Source organism: Pantoea sp. SGAir0184, from assembly GCF_043544755.1.
Genome location: NZ_CP028050.1, coordinates 2,319,263 through 2,337,452, shown reverse-complemented (window position 1 = coordinate 2,337,452; position 18,190 = coordinate 2,319,263). Strand labels below are relative to the sequence as shown.

General features: G+C 58.3%; 15 protein-coding genes. 5 read left to right on the top strand and 10 right to left on the bottom strand.

Features of this window, described 5'->3' with window-relative positions:
• Positions 1-28 precede the first annotated feature (28 nt).
• Together malI and C1N60_RS10940 are read left to right on the top strand one after the other, a co-directional pair.
• Positions 29-1,054 (top strand): Mal regulon transcriptional regulator MalI, encoded by a 1,026-nt coding sequence (gene malI / locus C1N60_RS10945; protein WP_031279152.1) that lies wholly within the window; start codon positions 29-31, stop codon positions 1,052-1,054.
• A 276-nt stretch (positions 1,055-1,330) separates the two neighbouring features.
• Positions 1,331-2,647, top strand: a complete 1,317-nt coding sequence (locus C1N60_RS10940; RefSeq protein ID WP_394520841.1) for a glycosyltransferase — start codon at positions 1,331-1,333, stop codon at positions 2,645-2,647.
• A gap of 80 nt (positions 2,648-2,727) precedes the next feature.
• Here C1N60_RS10940 and C1N60_RS10935 read toward each other — a convergent pair whose 3' ends face one another.
• The 7 genes from C1N60_RS10935 to manA form a co-directional block, all read right to left on the bottom strand.
• Positions 2,728-2,964: a transcriptional regulator gene (locus C1N60_RS10935; protein ID WP_394520840.1), complete on the bottom strand. Its 237-nt coding sequence runs from the start codon at positions 2,962-2,964 to the stop codon at positions 2,728-2,730.
• Between the two features lie 53 nt (positions 2,965-3,017).
• Positions 3,018-4,472 (bottom strand): methyl-accepting chemotaxis protein, encoded by a 1,455-nt coding sequence (locus C1N60_RS10930; RefSeq protein WP_394520839.1) that lies wholly within the window; start codon positions 4,470-4,472, stop codon positions 3,018-3,020.
• A gap of 392 nt (positions 4,473-4,864) precedes the next feature.
• Positions 4,865-5,512 (bottom strand): anti-sigma factor, encoded by a 648-nt coding sequence (locus C1N60_RS10925; RefSeq protein WP_394520838.1) that lies wholly within the window; start codon positions 5,510-5,512, stop codon positions 4,865-4,867.
• Positions 5,509-6,063, bottom strand: coding sequence for a sigma-70 family RNA polymerase sigma factor (locus tag C1N60_RS10920; protein ID WP_021506166.1), 555 nt, complete (start codon positions 6,061-6,063; stop codon positions 5,509-5,511). The genes C1N60_RS10925 and C1N60_RS10920 overlap by 4 nt, the downstream gene beginning before the upstream one ends.
• A 43-nt stretch (positions 6,064-6,106) precedes the next feature.
• Complete coding sequence (locus tag C1N60_RS10915) at positions 6,107-6,670, bottom strand: fasciclin domain-containing protein (protein WP_031279149.1); 564 nt, start codon at positions 6,668-6,670, stop codon at positions 6,107-6,109.
• 134 nt (positions 6,671-6,804) lie between these two features.
• Entirely contained in the window at positions 6,805-8,304 is a 1,500-nt protein-coding gene (locus C1N60_RS10910) for a YdgA family protein (RefSeq protein ID WP_394520837.1), read from the bottom strand.
• A gap of 129 nt (positions 8,305-8,433) precedes the next feature.
• Positions 8,434-9,609 (bottom strand): mannose-6-phosphate isomerase, encoded by a 1,176-nt coding sequence (manA, locus tag C1N60_RS10905; RefSeq protein ID WP_282996189.1) that lies wholly within the window; start codon positions 9,607-9,609, stop codon positions 8,434-8,436.
• Positions 9,610-9,806: 197 nt separating this feature from the next.
• Here manA and fumC point away from each other — a divergent pair, with 197 nt between their 5' ends.
• Positions 9,807-11,204 (top strand): class II fumarate hydratase, encoded by a 1,398-nt coding sequence (fumC, locus tag C1N60_RS10900; protein ID WP_394520836.1) that lies wholly within the window; start codon positions 9,807-9,809, stop codon positions 11,202-11,204.
• Between the two features lie 48 nt (positions 11,205-11,252).
• Here fumC and tus read toward each other — a convergent pair whose 3' ends face one another.
• On the bottom strand, positions 11,253-12,179 hold the full coding sequence (gene tus / locus C1N60_RS10895) for a DNA replication terminus site-binding protein (RefSeq protein WP_059008706.1): 927 nt from the start codon (positions 12,177-12,179) through the stop codon (positions 11,253-11,255).
• A gap of 210 nt (positions 12,180-12,389) precedes the next feature.
• Between tus and C1N60_RS10890 the strand changes: the two genes are divergently transcribed.
• Positions 12,390-13,577, top strand: a complete 1,188-nt coding sequence (locus tag C1N60_RS10890; protein WP_394520835.1) for an MFS transporter — start codon at positions 12,390-12,392, stop codon at positions 13,575-13,577.
• A gap of 45 nt (positions 13,578-13,622) precedes the next feature.
• On the opposite strand, the gene C1N60_RS10885 is transcribed toward C1N60_RS10890, so the two are convergent.
• Positions 13,623-14,018: a hypothetical protein gene (locus C1N60_RS10885; RefSeq protein ID WP_394520834.1), complete on the bottom strand. Its 396-nt coding sequence runs from the start codon at positions 14,016-14,018 to the stop codon at positions 13,623-13,625.
• A 338-nt stretch (positions 14,019-14,356) separates the two neighbouring features.
• Here C1N60_RS10885 and C1N60_RS10880 point away from each other — a divergent pair, with 338 nt between their 5' ends.
• Positions 14,357-14,842: an RrF2 family transcriptional regulator gene (locus C1N60_RS10880; RefSeq protein ID WP_031279147.1), complete on the top strand. Its 486-nt coding sequence runs from the start codon at positions 14,357-14,359 to the stop codon at positions 14,840-14,842.
• Between the two features lie 192 nt (positions 14,843-15,034).
• Here the strand turns inward: C1N60_RS10880 and oqxB are convergent, their stop codons facing one another.
• Positions 15,035-18,190: a multidrug efflux RND transporter permease subunit OqxB gene (gene oqxB, locus C1N60_RS10875; RefSeq protein ID WP_058758475.1), complete on the bottom strand. Its 3,156-nt coding sequence runs from the start codon at positions 18,188-18,190 to the stop codon at positions 15,035-15,037.

Here is an 18,190-nt window from a genome sequence, read left to right as displayed (position 1 = left end):
ATTTTCCGGCTACAAAAAGCGTCACACTATGTCCCAGCAGAAAATCACCATCCATGATGTCGCGCAGGCCGCTGGCGTATCGGTCAGCACGGTATCGCTGGTGCTGTCCGGCAAAGGGCGTATTTCACCCGCCACCGCCGCGCGGGTGAATCAGGCGATTGAGCAACTCGGCTATGTGCGTAACCGCTCGGCCTCCATGCTGCGCGGCGGTGAGAGCGGGGTGATTGGCCTGATCGTGCGCGATCTCAGCCAGCCCTTTTATGCAGCAATGACGGCGGGACTGAGCGAGGTGCTGGAGCAGCAGGGCAAAGTGCTGGTGCTGACGCAGAGTGGTCAGCATGGCCAGCATCTGCAGCGTTGTTTTGATTCGCTGGCGGCACAGGGCGCCGATGGCATTGTGCTGGGCGGCGCGGTGGCGCAGGCGGAATCGCTGCGGCTGCAGGCGCAGGAGCAAAATATTGCGCTGATCTGCGCCGCGCGCGCCAGCAGTCTGGAAAAAGTCGATTCGCTGCGTCCGGATAACAGCCAGGCGGCGCGGATGGCCACCGAGTATCTGATCAAGCAGGGACATCAGCGCATTGCCTGGGTGGGCGGTCTGGGTTCGTCACTGACGCGCGCCGAACGTATCGGCGGCTATTGCGCCACGCTGCTGCAGTACGGTTTGCCGTTTCGCCCGGACTGGATTATCGAATGTGACGATCGCCAGCAGAGCGTCTCCGCGCTGACGCAGGCGCTGCTGCATCAGCATCCGCGTATTACTGCTATCCTGGCCCACAATGCCAGCACCACGCTCGGCTGCTATTTCGGCGCGCTGCGTAGCGGCCGCACCCTCGGGGAAGATGCCGTGGACAGTTACTACACCCAGCAGCTGGCGCTGGTCGGCTTCAACGACGATCCGCAGCCTGAGCTGAACGATCCGGCATTGACGTTTGTCAGCAGTGAAGCGCGTATCGTCGGGCGGCGCGCGGCAGAACGCATATTACAGCGCCTGGCGCAGCCACAGGCCGATGTGCAGACGTTAATCGTGCCGCCGCAGCTGGTGCAGGGCCGCTAAGCCTGTCGCCCGCCCGGCGTCAGATCATTACTCGCCGCGTTTCTGTTACCGCTGCTTACCGATTGTCAGCCGGCCTGTGATCATCGTTCTGCTTATGCATTGCGGGCCAGCAGAAAATAAAGATTAAACTTCGGCATCAAATCCTGACACGAAATTGTCATAATATGGCCAGCGTTAAATAAAAATCAACGCGTTAGCCATTTTTATAAATTACGCGAATTTTGTATTGATTAATATTGTTTACCGGCCTTGTCTGAATTTTATTCAGGCTGGCTGATGTTATTACCTGTCACAAAATGTGTATTTTCTTATTGTTTAGCGAGGGTTTACTTGCTCACTGGATTTGTGACAGGCGAGGAATATACTGCCAGCTATGCTTATTTTTCCTGTGCCGGGGCACGTATGAAAATAATCGTAAATGGGAAAGGTTATCCGGAAAAGAGAAATATCATCGTCAACGATTTACACCATTATCTCAATCTGAAATATAAAAATATCTGGTTTTATCGTAACGCCGTCAGGCAGAAAATCCGCAAAGCCAATAAGTTGTTTATTTTCGCGCCACTACCGTTCTCGGTGCCGGACGATGCGCAAATCATCCATCTTTTTAATGAGGTGGCCTGCACGAAAAAACGCTGGATGGCGACATTTGAAACCGAAATTCCGCGCGTGCTGCCGGTGCCGGGCATGGCCAAACTGCATAATCCACAATTGCAGAAACAACTCAAACTGATCGCGGCACCGCAGTGTACGGCGCTGCTGGCTATCTCCGACGCGACGAAAAAAATTCAAATCAAGCTGTTACAGGCGTTTCCGCAGCAGGCTGCAGCCATTTTGCCCAAACTGCACACTCTGCATCCGCCACAGGCAATTATCTGTGATCGGGTCAGGCCGGTGAATCAGGCGAAGCTGACGTTCAGCTTTGTCGGCAATGAGTTTTATCGTAAAGGTGGGGCGGAAGTGGTGCTGGCGTTTAGCGAGTTGCTGGCAGAAGGCATCATTCACCCTGACAGCGTGCAGGTGAATTTAACGGGCAACCTGAAGCATCGCTATAATATCGCGCACGGCGCGCAGCAGGATGACGCGCAATTTCATCAGCGGATTGAAGACCTGATTAATCAGCAGGCAATCTTCAGGCATGAAACATTTTTGCAAAATGATCGGCTGATGAAAATGCTCGAACAGACCGATGTGGGATTATTACCGACCTGGCAGGATACATACGGCTTTTCAGTGCTGGAAATGCAGGCGTGCGGCTGTCCGGTCATTACCACTAATGTGCGGGCACTGCCGGAAATAAACCCGGCCTCGGCCGGCTGGCTTATTGAGTGTCCGCTAAATGATATGTTTGAAATCACCATCGCTTCAGCGCAGGAGAAACTGGCGATCAGGGACAGAATTATTGCGCAGCTCAAACAGATCATCACGCAGATGATGGCGCAGCGCGAGACGATCAGCACCCGCTCGGCGCGGGCGCTGCAAAGAATTAAAGACCAGCACGATCCGGCGCGCTTTCGCGCCCGTCTCGACGCCTTGTATCAGCAGACAGCACAGGTGAATCGTGCCCCGGGCGTCAGCGCTAAAGAGATTTGACGCATTAATCACGCCGGGTGGAGGAAGCGGATCCCCGGTTATCGCCGGTGGCGCTGACGCAACGGCCAGCGCGCACGGCATTAGCGGGCTCTGGCCGTCAGACTAAAATAGGGATGTTTTCCTGCCAGCAGCAGCAAAAACTCATATTCTCCCTGACTGAGCGGCGACGGTTTTGCTGCGGACTCCTTCATCTGCCAGACCCGCAGGCTGAGGTCGAAGCGTTCAGCCGCGTGCAGTTGGGTCATGCCCGTGGCGATGCGTAAGTCACGCACATCAGCCTGAACCGGAACGATGTGCTGCAATGATTGATGGCTCATAAATTCTTCTCTTTCTGTGGCCTGTCCCTGGCGGTGTGGTTATCGGCTGCGAGCTATGCCGGTTCAGAGACGGCAAGCTTTTCTGTCGCGAAGCTGTCAATGGCTGAAATGGGGCGCTGACCGGCCAGCAGCGCGCTGTCATGCGGGCTGTCAGAAAAGTTAAAATGACTGATCACCGCAGCCAGCGTTCCGGTACGGCCATTCAGGCTGCCGGCCGAGGCGGCAATCTCTTTCACCAGGGCGGCATTCTGCTGGGTAACGCGATCCAGATCGGTCACGGCCAGCGTAACCTGGGCAATGCCTTTACTCTGTTCGTCTGACGCCAGCGCAATCTGGCCAATTAGCGAGGTGACGGCGGAAACGCTTTGCGTGGCGCTGTCCATGATGGCGCCGGCGCGCTGCGCGGTCTGCGCGCCCTCACCAACGCGCGTCACGGTGCCATTAATCAGCCCTTCGATCTCCTTCGCGGCGCTGGCGCTGCGTTGTGCCAGCGTGCGCACTTCAGCTGCCACCACGGCAAAGCCGCGTCCCTGCTCGCCGGCGCGGGCGGCTTCAACAGCCGCGTTCAATGCCAGAATATTGGTCTGAAATGCAATGCTGTTAACCGTGGCGGTGAACTGACGGATTTTATCGGCTTCGGCGGCGATATCGGCCATCATCGCTGACACGCTTTTCACCAGCGCTTCGCCGTCACGCGTGGTGCGCGCCGCATCCTCAGCCAGCTCGCGCGCTTCGCCGGCGCTGTGGGCATTTTTCTCTACGGTGGCGCTAAGCTGCTCCATGCTGGCCGAGGTCTGCTCGAGCGCAGCCGCCTGGCGGGTGGTGCGGTCGGACAGATCGGCGTTGCCGCTGGCGATATCCGCAGACTCTTTGCGCAGCACGTCGGTGTTGTCATGCACGGCGCGCACCGTGGTCAGCAGGCTCTGCTGCATCAGCCTGACCAGCGGAATCAGCTGACCCACACAGTTGCGGCCAAAATCCTGCGGTTCCCGCGTAAGATCGCCAGCGGCAATGCCGCGGAAATGTTCCCGCAGCGCCCCCAGCGGCCGTACCAGATGCGTGACCAGAAAACGGTCACAGAACAACAGCAGCGCGAGCATCAGCAGTGCAGCAATGCCAAAGGCCATTTGCAGACGCTGGCGATCGGACTGGTCGGCATGGTTATTCGCTGCGATGTCGCGCTGCAGCAACTGCAGGCGCTCAGCCGCAGGCAGCGCAAAGTCTACTGGCGATGCGGTGAGAGCGGCACGCAGCGGCGCCCAGTCGCTATCGGCCGGGGCATCGGCCGCTACGGCCGCTTTTGCCGCCGTGGTTCCCGATGCCATCACTAAACTGGCGCGATTGAGAAACAGCAGCTGGCTGGTCAGTGTGGCGTTATGCAGTTCGCGCTGATGCATGTCGCGCAGCACCGTGCTGCCATAGATCCCGGCCAGCGCCACAATCAGCAGCGCCGCGACCAGGATGCACTGCACAACCCGGCGAATGGTGAAGTTTTTAAGAAATTGCATGGTGAGTTTCCCCGGTGTCGTTTAAGACACAATGGTGTCGAGCGTTATTATTTATTGTTCGCGATAATATCGCGTACTATGGTTTAGCGTTTTAAGCATGGCAGGGAATTCGGAAAAAGAAAATGAATCGTCGATAAAATATTTCTTTCCCGAAGACACGCCAGATTAATTTATAAAAGGGTTATTTCGCCGGGCCGCGGCAGTCAGGCTCGCCGGCGGATAAATAAACATTCATTGTTTTTGCCTTTTGCTAAAATTGAGCGTTCAGTGCCCGTTAATTTAGCTTAAGTCACGCCGTAATGATTAACAGCACTCCGCCTGCAACACGCTGGGCATCAACAAATAATAAACGCTGCCGCGTTAACGCTAATTTCACCCGTGACCATCACCGATTATAAATTCACACTGTAAAGCACCGGACCCGTTGGACGTCCGGTTGGCGAACCGCCGTGCGGCTCGAGACTGATCGCCAGCGTCGCCTTAACCAGCGACTGCTGTTTCTCAATCGGATACTGCTGCGGCGCACTTCCGGTGACCAGACCGAGTGAAACGGGCGCCCGGCCAGGCGGAATCAGCCACAGTTCCAGACTCTGATCCGCCCTGACCGCGCTGACCTGCAGCGGCGCCAGACTGATCACGTCCTGCTGGCGGCTGGCGCTCACCACCCATTGCTGACTGTGTTGTGCATCGGTCAGCACCGCCAGCGGCGTCATAACCGGCTCGCGTAGCCAGTAAGCCGACAGCGCGAAGCCCAGCGCGACGCAGGCGGCAGCCAGCCACGGCAGCGTCCGGCGTGTGGGCGCGACGCGCTTGTCGGGCGGCAGGGAAAGGGCAATTTTTTTCCATAGCCTTTCCGGCGGCGTGACGGGCGGCTGAACCTGGTCGAGACCCGCCAGCAGCGTCTGCCAGCGGGCGACCTGCGCCGCCAGCGCCGGCTCGGCCTGCAGTCTGCGCTGAAAGCGCAATCGCGCGCTGCCGCGCAGCGTGCCGAGGGCGTACTCCGCCGCCAGGGCGTCATCCCGCTGCACTTTGTCACTCATCGTCCTACACACTCCCGCAGATGGTCCAGGCCACGTCGAATCCAGCTTTTTACCGAGCCGACCGGCTGCTGCAGCCACCCGGCAATGTCGCTATGTGATAAGCCCTGATAATAGGCCAGCGCGATCGACTGGCGCTGTTCACTGCTCAAATGCTGCAGACAGTGGTGCAGGCGGGCAACCTCTCGATCGTGCTGCTCATCCAGACTGACGTCACCCGGCGTGCTGCTTAAATCGTCGAGCCAGGCTTCATCGGCATGGAATTGTCTGGCATAGCCGCTGCGCAGCCAGTCAATACAGCGGTTGCGTACAATGTGCGTCATCCAGGTCAGGGGAGAACTGAGCGCGCTATTAAATGACGCGGCGTTGTGCCAGACCGTGATGTAGCATTCATGCAGAATCTCTTCCGCCCACGCCCGCTGGCGTAACATGCGCAGCGCTACCGCAAACAGATGCGGGGAAGTCAGCCGGTACAGCTGTTCAAAAGCCAGGCGGTCGCGCTTCGCGACCGCCTGTATTAAGGCTATTTGTTGCTCAGCCTGAGAGGCGTCCATAATACTCCTGGCCGGTTTGTTTAACCTTACCGAGTATAGACAGTTATTCAGGCATTAAGACGGTATCAATAACGTCAATGACGCCATTTTTCTGGTTTACATCATAAGTGCTGATATTTGCCACATTACCCTGACCATCTTTCAGCTGAATATTGTGTGGCCCGTTGCTCATAATCCACAGCGGCTGACCATTCACCGTTTTCAATTCGGCTTTACCGCCACCCTGTTTAATTTTTTGCTCCAGCGCTTTCATATCATATTTACCGGCGACCACATGGTAGGTCAGCACGCTGGTGAGTTTGGCTTTGTTTTCCGGTTTGAGAAGTGCATCAACGGTGCCGGCAGGCAGTTTGGCAAAGGCGGCGTTAGTCGGCGCAAACACCGTAAACGGGCCTTTGCCCTGTAAGGTATCGACCAGACCCGCGGCTTTAACGGCGGCGACCAGCGTAGTGTGGTCCTTCGAGTTCAGGGCGTTTTCAATAATGTTTTTTTGTGGATACATTGCCGCGCCGCCTACCATCACCGAATCGGCGTGCATGGCCGCCATCGCAGCGTTCGCGCCAAGCAGGGCGGCAGACAGGACGGCATAACTGATTAACTTTTTCATCATATATCCTCATTGAAGGAGCAGAAGGGTGCTCACAAAGGGATATACGTACGGTGCGGCTGAACGGATGCAGAAAAGGGTGAAATTTTTTTGCCGGGGGGAAAACGGCAGCCCGGAGCGGGCTGCCGCGGGGATTACTCTGGCATGCCTTCGCTGGTTGGCGCGCCTAACATGTAGCGCGACAGGAACTGCTCCAGCGTCATTTTGTCGCCATTCATGGTGACCTGACCGTTAGCGTATTGCAGGCTGGTGGTGATGTTATCGTCCTGCTGCTGCGTCAGACGGAACATCTGGCCCATCGCCGCCAGACCTTTTACCTGCTGATCGGCCAGCTTCTGCGCATCATCACCCTGATAACCTTCCGCCAGCCCGACGTGACGCATCACTTCGGTCGCCATCGGCATATTGATGCTCAGCTTGCCGTCGAGCGTTTTCAGCACGCGATCCACGGCGGCACCCAGACTCTGCGGTTCACCGGTGACGGTTGCCGGATCGTTAAAACCGACGTTAAGGTTGAACGTGCTCTCGCCTTTGTCATTTTTCCAGCTCAGCGGCGCCACGCTCACGGTCGGCGAACCTTTCAGCAGGGTCGGCAGGTTATTTCTCAGGATGGTCTGCACGCTGGCCTGGTAGCGGATAGGATCGTCCACCACGCCAGGCTGGTTCAGCAGATCCTGCATCTGCGCATTGTACTGGTCAGAGAAGGTTTTCACCGCCTGAGCATCAAACTGCGCAAATTTCATCGCCAGTTTGGCTTCGCCGAACGGCTGTTTTTGCAGGCTGATGTTGTCGACCTGATAATCAATCTGGCCGCCAATCTTACCGTCTTTGTTGTCGAATGAGGACTTCCCGTCCAGCTTCTCCAGCGTCAGGCCTTCCTGACCGTTGATGCTGGCGTCGAGCTTATCCAGCGTGATGGTCTGGTCGCCGACGCGCACGCCTTCCGGACTCAGGTGGGTGTCACCGCCCAGCTTCAGACCGTTAAGGGTAAACAGCACCGGTTGCTGCAGCTGGTTTTTGCTGGTGACGGCGATGCTGGAGAAGTCGCCCTGCAGACTCACTTTGTCGCCTTTGCTGTCCGCGCTGACGTTGAGCGTGCCGCCGTTAGTGGCGAGGCGATCACCGGTCTGCGCATTGCTGTAATCCACCGGCAGCAGGTGCAGCGCGGTATCGGTCGCGCCGCTGTACCCGACGCGGGTATCGGCATTAACCAGCGATTTGCCCTGGGTCAGTTCAAACAGTTTCTTCACCGCATCGGTGTTTTCCAGTTCGGTGTGCACCGAGGCCATACTGGGGATCAGGTTGCCGCGCTTCAGCTGAGCAAACGGGAAAGGACCGTGGTCGATGGTTTCGTTGAGCACGATGCTTTGGCCCGGCTTCAGCAACGGATTGTCTTCGGTCTGCGAACTGGCCTGAATTACCAGTTTGGTTTTGCTGCTGAATACGCCACGCTGGTAATCCTGATAGCTGAGCGTCAGACGGCTATTCGGCGCGTACGTGTTAATCTGGCTGTTGGCATTTTGCAGCATCTCATCCATGTGGCTTTCCAGCTGTTTACCGGTAAACCACGCTGCGCCAGTCCAGATTACGCCGAGCGCCACAATCACACCTACGGCAACCTTGGTCTTTTTCATCGCTGAGTCGTCCTTATCCTTGCGTGCGCATACCGTTGGGCCGCGCGACGGGTGAAGAAAAACGCCCGCAGGCGTTTTTTAATTAATAGTTTGAAATAATAGCAGTTAATGCTGCAGGCGTCAGCCGCCTCACGTCAGCGCGTTGTACACCCGCGCCAGACGACCGGTCCCCGCCGCGCTCACCGGCGACTCGCTGGCTGCGACAAAGCAGGATTCGCCCGGTTGCAGTACCAGCTGCTGTCCGGCCTTTTCAATCACCGCCTGGCCTTCAATGCAGAACAGCAGGGCGGCACTGTGCTGTGCCAGCGTTTGCGGCGTGGCCGAAAGCGTATGGATGGCGAAGGCAAAATCCTCTACCGGAATCGGGAAGTTGAGGCTGTCGCCCTGTGCCTGCGGCTGTGTGAGCAGCGTCGCCGCCGGTTTGGCCTCGAACTTCAGGTTGGCCAGCAGTTCCGGAATATCAATGAATTTCGGCGTCAGGCCGGCGCGCAGCACGTTATCCGAATTGGCCATCACTTCCAGCGCCACGCCTTTCAGATAGGCATGCGGCGTTTCGGCGAACAGGAACATCGCCTCACCCGGTTGCAGGGTGATGACATTCAGCAGCAGCGGTGAGAACAGGCCATTATCGTCCGGATAGTCGCTGGCGATCGTTTTGATGGTCTGCCACGGCTCGCCTTCGCGCGCGTTCAGCGCGGATTTCAGCACGCCGAGTGCGCGGGATTTGCTTTCGTCTTTCAGCGACAGCAGGGTAGCGAACAGTTTAGCCAGTGCGGCTTCGCTGGCGTTTTCGAGGAAATGGGCGATCTGCGGATGCGCGCCCGCGACCGGCTCCAGCAGCGAGACAATCTCAGGCAGTTCGCGAAAGCCGTTCATCGCCTGGAACGGCGTCAGGGCATACACCAGTTCGGGCTTGTGGTTAGCATCTTTATAGTTGCGCTCGGCGGCGCTGAGCGGAATGCCCGCCGCGTTTTCACGCGCGAAACCGGCTTCTGCGGCAGTTTTACTGGGATGCACCTGAATTGATAACGGCTGATCGGCGCACAGCACTTTAAACAGAAACGGCAGCTCACCGAAACGCTGCGCTACCGCAGCCCCCAGCGTCGCGACCTGATCGTCATTGATCACGTCACGCAGCGAACGGGTGACGCCATTCACTTCAACGGTAGAGGGGCTTTTGGGGTGCGCGCCCATCCATAATTCCGCCATCGGCAATCCCTGCGGGTTTTCGATGCCGTAGAGTTCGGTCAGCGCGGTTTTGCTGCCCCATGCATAATTTTGCAGCGAATTGTTCAATTTTTGCATCGTTTACCCTTAATAACGGTAAGTAAATAAGCGTATTAAAGCAGAAAGTGCCATAGAAAATACACGAACAAGTGCAATAAACGCGATGGGCTCGCATAATGTTAATTTCTTGTATGTGACAATCTTGCTCGCTCTAAGGCGTCGCGGGAAGACGACTTAGGCGGAAACCTCAAAATCTGAGCTAAGGAGACGTAGTCATGGCAGCCAACCGCATTGAAAAAGATTCAATGGGTCCGATCGAAGTTCCGGCAGATAAGTTGTGGGGCGCACAAACGCAGCGTTCGCTGGAGCACTTCCGTATCTCCACCGAGAAGATGCCCGTGGCGCTGGTGCATGCGCTGGCGCTGACCAAGCGCGCCGCCGCCCTGGTTAACCGCGATCTGGGGCTGCTGCCGGCTGAACGGGCCGGGGCGATTATCGACGCCGCTGACGAGGTGCTGGCCGACCAGCACAGCGACGAGTTCCCGCTGGCCATCTGGCAGACCGGCTCCGGCACCCAGACCAACATGAACATGAATGAAGTGCTGGCGAACCGCGCCAGCGAACTGCTGGGCGGCGAGCGCGGCATGTCGCGCAAAGTGCATCCGAATGATGATGTTAACAAGAGCCAGAGCTCCAACGATGTGTTCCCGACGGCGATGCACGTTGCCGCGGTGATTGCGCTGCGCGAACAGCTGATTCCGCAAATTGAGGTGCTGAAAAATACCCTGAGCGAGAAATCCGCCGCGTTTAAAGACATCGTTAAAATTGGTCGTACCCACCTGCAGGACGCCACACCGCTGACGCTCGGCCAGGAGATTTCCGGCTGGGTTGCCATGCTGGAGCACAATCTGAAGCACATCGAACACAGTATTCCGCACGTCGCCGAGCTGGCGCTGGGCGGCACGGCGGTCGGTACCGGCCTGAATACCCATCCGGAATATGCGGTGCGCGTGGCGAAAGCGCTGGCCGACCTGACGCAGCAACCCTTTGTCACTGCGCCCAACAAGTTTGAAGCGCTGGCGACCTGCGATGCGCTGGTGCATGCGCACGGCGCGCTGAAAGGCCTGGCCGCCTCGCTGATGAAAATCGCTAACGACGTGCGCTGGCTGTCGTCCGGTCCGCGCTGCGGCATCGGTGAAATCAGCATCCCGGAAAATGAGCCCGGCAGCTCGATCATGCCAGGCAAAGTCAATCCAACGCAGTGTGAAGCGCTGACCATGCTGTGCTGCCAGGTGATGGGCAATGACGTGGCGGTGAACATGGGCGGTGCGTCCGGAAACTTCGAACTCAACGTCTACCGGCCAATGGTGATCCACAACTTCCTGCAGTCGGTACGGCTGCTGGCCGACGGCATGGACAGCTTCAATCACCATTGCGCGGTGGGCATTGAGCCCAACCGCGAGCGCATCGATCAGCTGCTCAACGAGTCGCTGATGCTGGTTACCGCGCTGAATACCCATATCGGCTATGACAAAGCGGCGGAAATTGCCAAGCAGGCGCACAAACAGGGGCTGACGCTGAAAGCCTCGGCGCTGCAGCTCGGCTACCTGACCGAAGCGCAGTTTGACGAATGGGTGCGGCCGGAAGAGATGGTTGGCAGCATGAAGCAATAGCTTTACTGCCGGACACTACAGCGCGACCTGTCGCGCTGTTTTTTTGCCTTACAGACGGTCACTCCATAAATGCAGCCGCGGGATGATCAGATGCAGCGGCTGCGCCAGCGGCTTGTAACGGTGCGCGATGTTTTCAGCATCGTAATCCAGCAGTTCACCCAGCGTCGGCACCTGCGTACGATCGCGGCACAACACCAGCAGCGGCGAAGGGCAGGCCAGCTGCAGCTGTTTTTTCTCGCTGGCGCGCCACAGCCGCGCGATAGGTTGCACTTTGACCGGCCGCTTGATCTTCAGCTGCGCGCCGTCCGGCAATGACCGCACCCGCTCCAGCTCCTGCTGCACTTTCTCAGCCCACTGTTCGCGCGTCCACGGCGCCTGCGCGCGGTTCGCCTTCAGGCTGCGCTCCAGCTGCCCGACGATGGCCTCGCGCGTCACCTTCTTGATGATGTTTTTATTCGCCCAGCCAAAACGCAGCGTATCCGGCGCCTGCAGTAGCGTGACGCTGCGGTAGGCGTTGAGGGTGATCAGGCCACGCAGATGCTGGTGCACAAACTCAAAACGCGCCTCGCTCGGCAGGCCGGAGTCGACGGTGATCAATTGCTCCAGCCGCTGCTTGAGGGTGTTGATGGTCGTGACCTGCTGCTCCAGTCGCTGGCTGGCTGCCTCATCCGCCTCAATGCAGAGGGCGCCAGGCAGACGCACCGCCGCTTTGGTGCTGAGTTTTTCTGACTGATGCTGCATAAACAGGCGACAGTAGTGGGCGAGGGCCATTTCGCGCGCGCGTTTACCGAGATGCTGGGTCACCGCGATGCGGTTTATTTCATCATGCTCTTTGCCTTTCTCGATCTCAGGCAGGCTGAACACGCGCGCCAGCAACAGCGGCTGCTGTTCAACCGACGCCCGCAGTGCAGTGAGTTCGCGCTCCAGCGTATTGACGCATTCATGTAAATCAGCCACCAAATCATAGCGAGCCATCGCGGTTCTCCATAGTTACAACATACCAAAGGGTGGCACTGAATGACGCGGCGAGCAAGCAGGCATACTAGTTACAACATACTATAATAGGGTTTATCCATCCAGTCGCTGAAACCCCGGCGTGGAATTCGGCTCAACAGGACGCGCGGGCATTTTTCCTGCCGGATGAACATGTTATAACCGTGATTTACCTGTTAACGGATATTAGCTGTGGAGTATCAGCCAAAACCGGGCGCGCCCGCTATCGTCACGCTCGGCGCGGTGCAGATCCTGTCGTGGGGCGGATCGTTTTATCTGATGGCCGTGATGGCTAACCCAATCATCGCGGAAACCGGCTGGTCGCAGCAGTGGGTGTATGGCGCACTTTCGCTCGGCATTCTGGTCTCCGGCCTGCTGGCACCGCTGTGCGGCCGGCTGATTGCCCGCGCACAGGGTCGCCGACTGCTGGCGGCGAGCGGGGCGGTGATGGCGCTCGGGCTGGTGATCATGGCGCTGAGCCACAGTTTGCCGCTGTTTCTGTTCGCCTGGCTGATTATCGGCGCGGGCATGGCGATGGGCCTGTATGACGCGCTGTTCGCCACGCTGGGCACCTTATATGGCGGCCAGGCGCGTGGCGCGATTACCGGTATTACGCTGATTTCAGGATTCTGCACCTCGCTGGTGTGGCCCGGCATCGCGCTGCTGATCCACTGGCTGGAGTGGCGCGGCGCCTGTCTGGCTATTGCCGCGCTGCTGTGTCTGGCGGTGCTGCCGGCTTACCTGTATGCGCTGCCAGCGCCGCGCACGCCATCCATACCAAAAGCCACGCAACAGCATACCGCACAGAATTCGCTGGCCCCCACGCTGTTCTGGCTGCTGTGCAGCATCTTTACCCTCGCGTCGGTGATCATGACGGCGATATCGGTGCAGTTGATTACCCTGCTGCAGGCGAGCGGGCATTCGCTGAGCGCCGCGCTGGCGATCAGCACGCTGCTGGGGCCGTGCCAGGTGGCGTCGCGCATTGTCGATATGACGTTCAAACGCGGCCATCCCATCTGGACCACTTTCTTCTCGGTCGGACTGGTGGCGCTGGGATTACTGCTGCTGGCCTGTTATCCCGCGTGGGCGCTGGTGAGTATGGTGCTGTACGGTGCAGGAAATGGCTTGCGGGCTATCGTGCGCGGTACGTTGCCGCTGGCGATGGTAAAACCGGAAGAGTACGCCATTGTGGTTGGCCGCATGGCGCGACCGGCGCTGATTGGTCAGGCGCTCACGCCGCTGATTGGCGGCTATATTTTCCAGCATTCCGGCGCGCAGGCTACGCTGTGGCTGTTATGCGGGCTGGCGCTCATCAACGTGCTTTTGGTGGTGGTGCTGAAGCGGAAATTGCCGGCAGGCGCTCCGGAATCCGCAGGTTGAAATCGCCACTGACGGCTAACGGGCAGAGATGGGCGCTGCTGCGCTTTAGTGGCGATCCGTCAAATATTGCAGCAGGCAACACAACGCGCTTAACAGCAGAGTGCAGCCAGCCGAGACAACGAAAGGCAGCGGTGCCATCCGCACGCATTGCCATAAGGTTGGCGCGTTCAGGCAGCTGGTTGCCGCCGTGATGATGCCCACCGTCAGCGGGAGAACGGTCAGCAATAATGCGCCGACGACCGGAGATAATACAGACATTATTTCGCGCCTCGAAAATAGTAACGGCGCGCATTTTGTGCAAAAAATAGCAAGGGAATCCTGACCCGGATCAATATTATTCCTTTCAGAAGACGGTTTATCGACCCTGACGCCGCCCCCTTCGCCGGTGTGTTTTTGTTTCTTAGACAGAAACAATGGCTTGTCTGAGAGTGGGTTGCGCACATGGCGCACCACGCGTGCAGAAATAATCGTCCCTTTGTCACAACGTCCTTTGCCAGCCTGCAGCTACAGCGGTAGGGGCAAAAAAGTGACACGTCGCGCATATTGTTGCGCAAGGCTCAGAGTGCTAAAGCGGTCAGCGGCATGTGCTATTGGAATCTTTTTATTTCAATTCAATAAGTTAAGTCGATATCAAGGCGGGTAATAGCGCAGGTTAGTCACGAGTGGAAAGCATTTTCGGTATTCTAAAAAGCAACAGTGTTTGTTATATTTATTGCTCATTGATTATTCACTGCCGCGGTATGAAAACAAGAAGATAGGCCGCAACTCAGGAAACAGAAATGCTTGATTACCGCTTCCCGACAGCTTTGCAGATGGTTTTGAGCGTAGCGATGGCGGAGCAATTGGGTAAACGCTCGACCAGTGCCATTCTGGCGTACGGTCTTGAAGCGAACCCCAGTTTCATTCGGAAACTCATGGTTCCGTTAACGCGCGATGGCATCATTGTCTCGACGCTTGGCCGTACCGGCTCGATCCATCTGGGTCGTCCGGCCGCTGAGATCACGCTGCGCGATATCTACACCTCAGTGATTGAAGACAAAAAACTGTGGGCGTCGCGCCCCGATGTCGCACCGCGCTGTCTGGTCAGCGCCAACCTGTGCTGGTACTTCAAATCGATCGCGGAGCAAGCGGAAGAGGCGTCGCTTAAAGTGCTGGAAACCCGCACCGTCGCCGATGCCCTTAACGAGCTGAAAAAGCACGATACCAGCAACTGCGAACCGCTGCCTGACCTCGAAATCGCCGAACTCTGCAAAAAAGATCGCTAACCTCGCGTGCGCATCGCTGATGCGCACCTTGCCATTCCGCTGCTGCACGCGCAGTCTACCCCTGTAAATCCTGTGAAATCCCGCTGCTGTGCTCTGGCGCAGAGGCGCGCTGTTACTGTGTAACATCGTCATGCTGCGCCAGGTAAAAAAAATCCGGGCACGATGGCCCGGATGGGTTTTACTCCTTAGCGTTTACACCGTCTGCGTTTCCACCGCCGGCTGCTGCTTGCGCGTCACCAGCTTACGCAGCGTCACGTAGAACACCGGCGTCAGGAACAGGCCAAACAGCGTAACCCCCAGCATGCCCGAGAACACGGTAATGCCGGTGACGCCACGCACTTCGGCGCCCGCACCTTCGCCCAGAATCAGCGGCACGGTGCCGGCGATAAAGGCGATGGAGGTCATAACGATAGGGCGCAGACGCAGGCGACAGGCTTCCAGCGCCGACTCCACAATCCCTTTGCCCTGCATCTCCAGTTCACGGGCGAACTCGACGATCAGGATGGCGTTCTTACATGCCAGCCCCATCAGCACCACCAGACCGACCTGGACAAACACGTTGTTATCGCCGCCGGTCAGCCACACGCCGACCAGTGCGGATAGCATCGTCACCGGTACGATCAGGATCACTGCCAGCGGCAGCGTCCAGCTCTCATACAGCGCCGCCAGTACCAGGAACGCCAGCAGCACCGCCACCGGGAACACGATAAACGCGGTGTTGCCCTGGGTTGCCTGCTGATAGCTCAGGTCGGTCCATTCGATATTCATGCCGTTCGGCAGCACCTGGCTGGACATCGCCTCGAGTTTCTCCATCGCCTGCGCGGAAGAGAGCACGCGCGGATCGGCATCGCCAATCAGGTCGGCCGCCGGATAGCCGTTATAGCGAATCACCGGGTCCGGACCGTAGGTGGTGGTGATGTTCACCATGCTGCCAATCGGCACCATCTCACCGCGATCGTTACGGGTGCGCAGGTTCGCGATATCCTGCACGCTGTCGCGGAAATCCCCGTCAGCCTGCGCCATCACACGCCAGGTACGACCAAACTTGTTGAAGTCGTTGACGTAAGAGGAACCCAGATACACCTGCAGCGTCGTGAACAGATCGGTCAGCGATACGCCTTGTGCTTTGGCTTTGTCGCGATCGACCTGCACATCCAGCTGCGGCACGTTGGCCTGATAGGAGGAGATCGGGAACATCATGCCAGGCGTCTGCATCACCGCACCGGACAGGGTATTAATCGCGGTTTGCAGCGCACCATAGCCCAGGCCCGCACGGTCCTGCACATACAGCGAATAGCCCGATCCCTGGCCCAGACCGAGGATCGGCGGTGGCATGATGGAGAATCCGAAGCCCTGCTGGATTTTGGAAATTTTCGCGTTGATCTCAGCATTGATTTCCGCCGCAGTGCGGCTGCGCTCGCTGAACGGCTTGAGACCGAAGAACACCGTGCCGGTATTCGGCGTATTGGTGAACTGCAGCGCATTCAGGCCGGGGAAGGCGACGGAGTAGGCCACGCCTTCGGTGTTCATGCCGATTTCGCTCATCTTACGAATCACTTCATCGGTACGCGCCAGCGATGAGCCTTCCGGCATCTTCACGCCACCAATCAGGTACAGCTTATCCTGCGTCGGAATAAAGCCACCTGGCACGGTATGGAACATAAAGCCGGCACCGGCCAGCAGCAGCACGTACACGCCAAACACCGCACCGCGCCGGCGCAGGGTTTTGCCGACCATCGATTCATAGCCGTCTGAGCTGCGCTGGAAGAAGCGGTTAAACGGCCGGAACACCCAGCCCAGCAGGCGATCGATCAGGCGCGTCGGCAGGTCCTTCGGCGCACCGTGCGCCTTCAGCAGTTTCGCCGCCAGCGCCGGAGAGAGCGTCAGCGAGTTAATCGCCGAAATCACCGTCGAAATGGCAATGGTCACGGCAAACTGCTTATAGAACTGACCGGTTACGCCCGAGAGGAAGGCCATCGGCACAAATACCGCACACAGCACCAGCGCGATGGCGATAATCGGCCCGGAGACCTCGCGCATCGCCTGGTGAGCGGCCGCCACCGGTGTTAAGCCCTGCTCAATGTTACGCTCGACGTTCTCCACCACCACGATGGCGTCATCGACCACGATCCCAATCGCCAGCACCAGCCCGAACAGACTCAGGGTATTGAGCGAAAAGCCCAGCAGATAGAGCACGCTGAAGGTACCGACCACCGACACCGGCACGGCCAGCAGCGGGATGATCGAGGCGCGCCACGTCTGCAGGAACAGAATCACCACCAGCACCACCAGCACGATGGCTTCGAACAGCGTCTGGACCACGGCGCGGATCGAGTCACGCACGAACACCGTCGGGTCATAAGGCGCGGCCCACTGCACGTCATCCGGGAAGCGCGTTGCCAGCTCGGCCATCTTGGCGCGTACCGCATTCGACAGGTCGATGGCGTTTGCACCCGGCGACTGGAAGATACCGATACCGACCGCATCCTTGTTGTTCAGCTGCGAACGCAGGGCATAGCTGCCGGAGCCCATCTCGATGCGCGCCACGTCACGCAGGCGCACCAGCGTGCCGTCATCGGCGGTTTTCAGGATGATGTTGCCAAACTGCGCCTCATCTTCCAGCCGCCCCTGAGTGTTGATCGACAGCAGGAAATCGCTCTCTTTCTTCGTCGGCTCTGCGCCTAGCTGCCCGGCAGAAACCTGCACGTTCTGCTCCTGCATGGCGCTGACCACGTCGCCGGCGGTCATGCCGCGCGCCGCCACTTTGTTCGGGTCGAGCCAGACGCGCATCGCGTAGTCACCGGCACCGAAGATCTGAATCTGGCCGACGCCCGGCAGGCGCGCCAGCTCATCTTTCACCTTCAGCGTGGCGTAGTTACGCAGATAGAGCGAATCGTACTTGCCGTGGGGCGAGAACAGATGCACCACCAGCGTCAGGGTAGGTGACTGCTTCTGGGTGGTCAGGCCGAGCTGACGCACCTCTTCCGGCAGACGCGCTTCAGCCTGTGCCACGCGGTTTTGCACCTGGACCTGCGCCTGATCGGGATCGGTGCCCGGGCGGAAGGTCACGGTGGTAACCAGCACGCCATCTGAGCCGGCCACCGACTTCATGTACATCATGTTTTCCACCCCGTTGATCGCTTCTTCCAGCGGCGTTGCCACCGAATCAGCAATCACTTTGGGGTTGGCACCGGGATATTCTGCGCGCACCTGCACGCTGGGTGGCACCACGTTGGGGTATTCACTGATCGGCAACAGCGGAATGGCGATCAGTCCGGTGGTAAATATCAAAATCGACAGCACCGCGGCGAAAATCGGTCGGTCGATAAAAAAGCGGGAGAAATCCAT

Coding starts and splice junctions, on each gene's coding strand:
- C1N60_RS10935 (WP_394520840.1), bottom strand. CDS start 2,964: ATGAGCCATCAATCATTGCAGCACATCGTTCCGGTTCAGGCTGATGTG.
- C1N60_RS10880 (WP_031279147.1), top strand. CDS start 14,357: ATGCTTGATTACCGCTTCCCGACAGCTTTGCAGATGGTTTTGAGCGTA.
- tus (WP_059008706.1), bottom strand. CDS start 12,179: ATGGCTCGCTATGATTTGGTGGCTGATTTACATGAATGCGTCAATACG.
- C1N60_RS10940 (WP_394520841.1), top strand. CDS start 1,331: ATGTTATTACCTGTCACAAAATGTGTATTTTCTTATTGTTTAGCGAGG.
- C1N60_RS10915 (WP_031279149.1), bottom strand. CDS start 6,670: ATGAAAAAGTTAATCAGTTATGCCGTCCTGTCTGCCGCCCTGCTTGGC.
- oqxB (WP_058758475.1), bottom strand. CDS start 18,190: ATGGATTTCTCCCGCTTTTTTATCGACCGACCGATTTTCGCCGCGGTG.
- C1N60_RS10925 (WP_394520838.1), bottom strand. CDS start 5,512: ATGAGTGACAAAGTGCAGCGGGATGACGCCCTGGCGGCGGAGTACGCC.
- C1N60_RS10930 (WP_394520839.1), bottom strand. CDS start 4,472: ATGCAATTTCTTAAAAACTTCACCATTCGCCGGGTTGTGCAGTGCATC.
- C1N60_RS10910 (WP_394520837.1), bottom strand. CDS start 8,304: ATGAAAAAGACCAAGGTTGCCGTAGGTGTGATTGTGGCGCTCGGCGTA.
- malI (WP_031279152.1), top strand. CDS start 29: ATGTCCCAGCAGAAAATCACCATCCATGATGTCGCGCAGGCCGCTGGC.
- C1N60_RS10920 (WP_021506166.1), bottom strand. CDS start 6,063: ATGGACGCCTCTCAGGCTGAGCAACAAATAGCCTTAATACAGGCGGTC.
- fumC (WP_394520836.1), top strand. CDS start 9,807: ATGGCAGCCAACCGCATTGAAAAAGATTCAATGGGTCCGATCGAAGTT.
- manA (WP_282996189.1), bottom strand. CDS start 9,609: ATGCAAAAATTGAACAATTCGCTGCAAAATTATGCATGGGGCAGCAAA.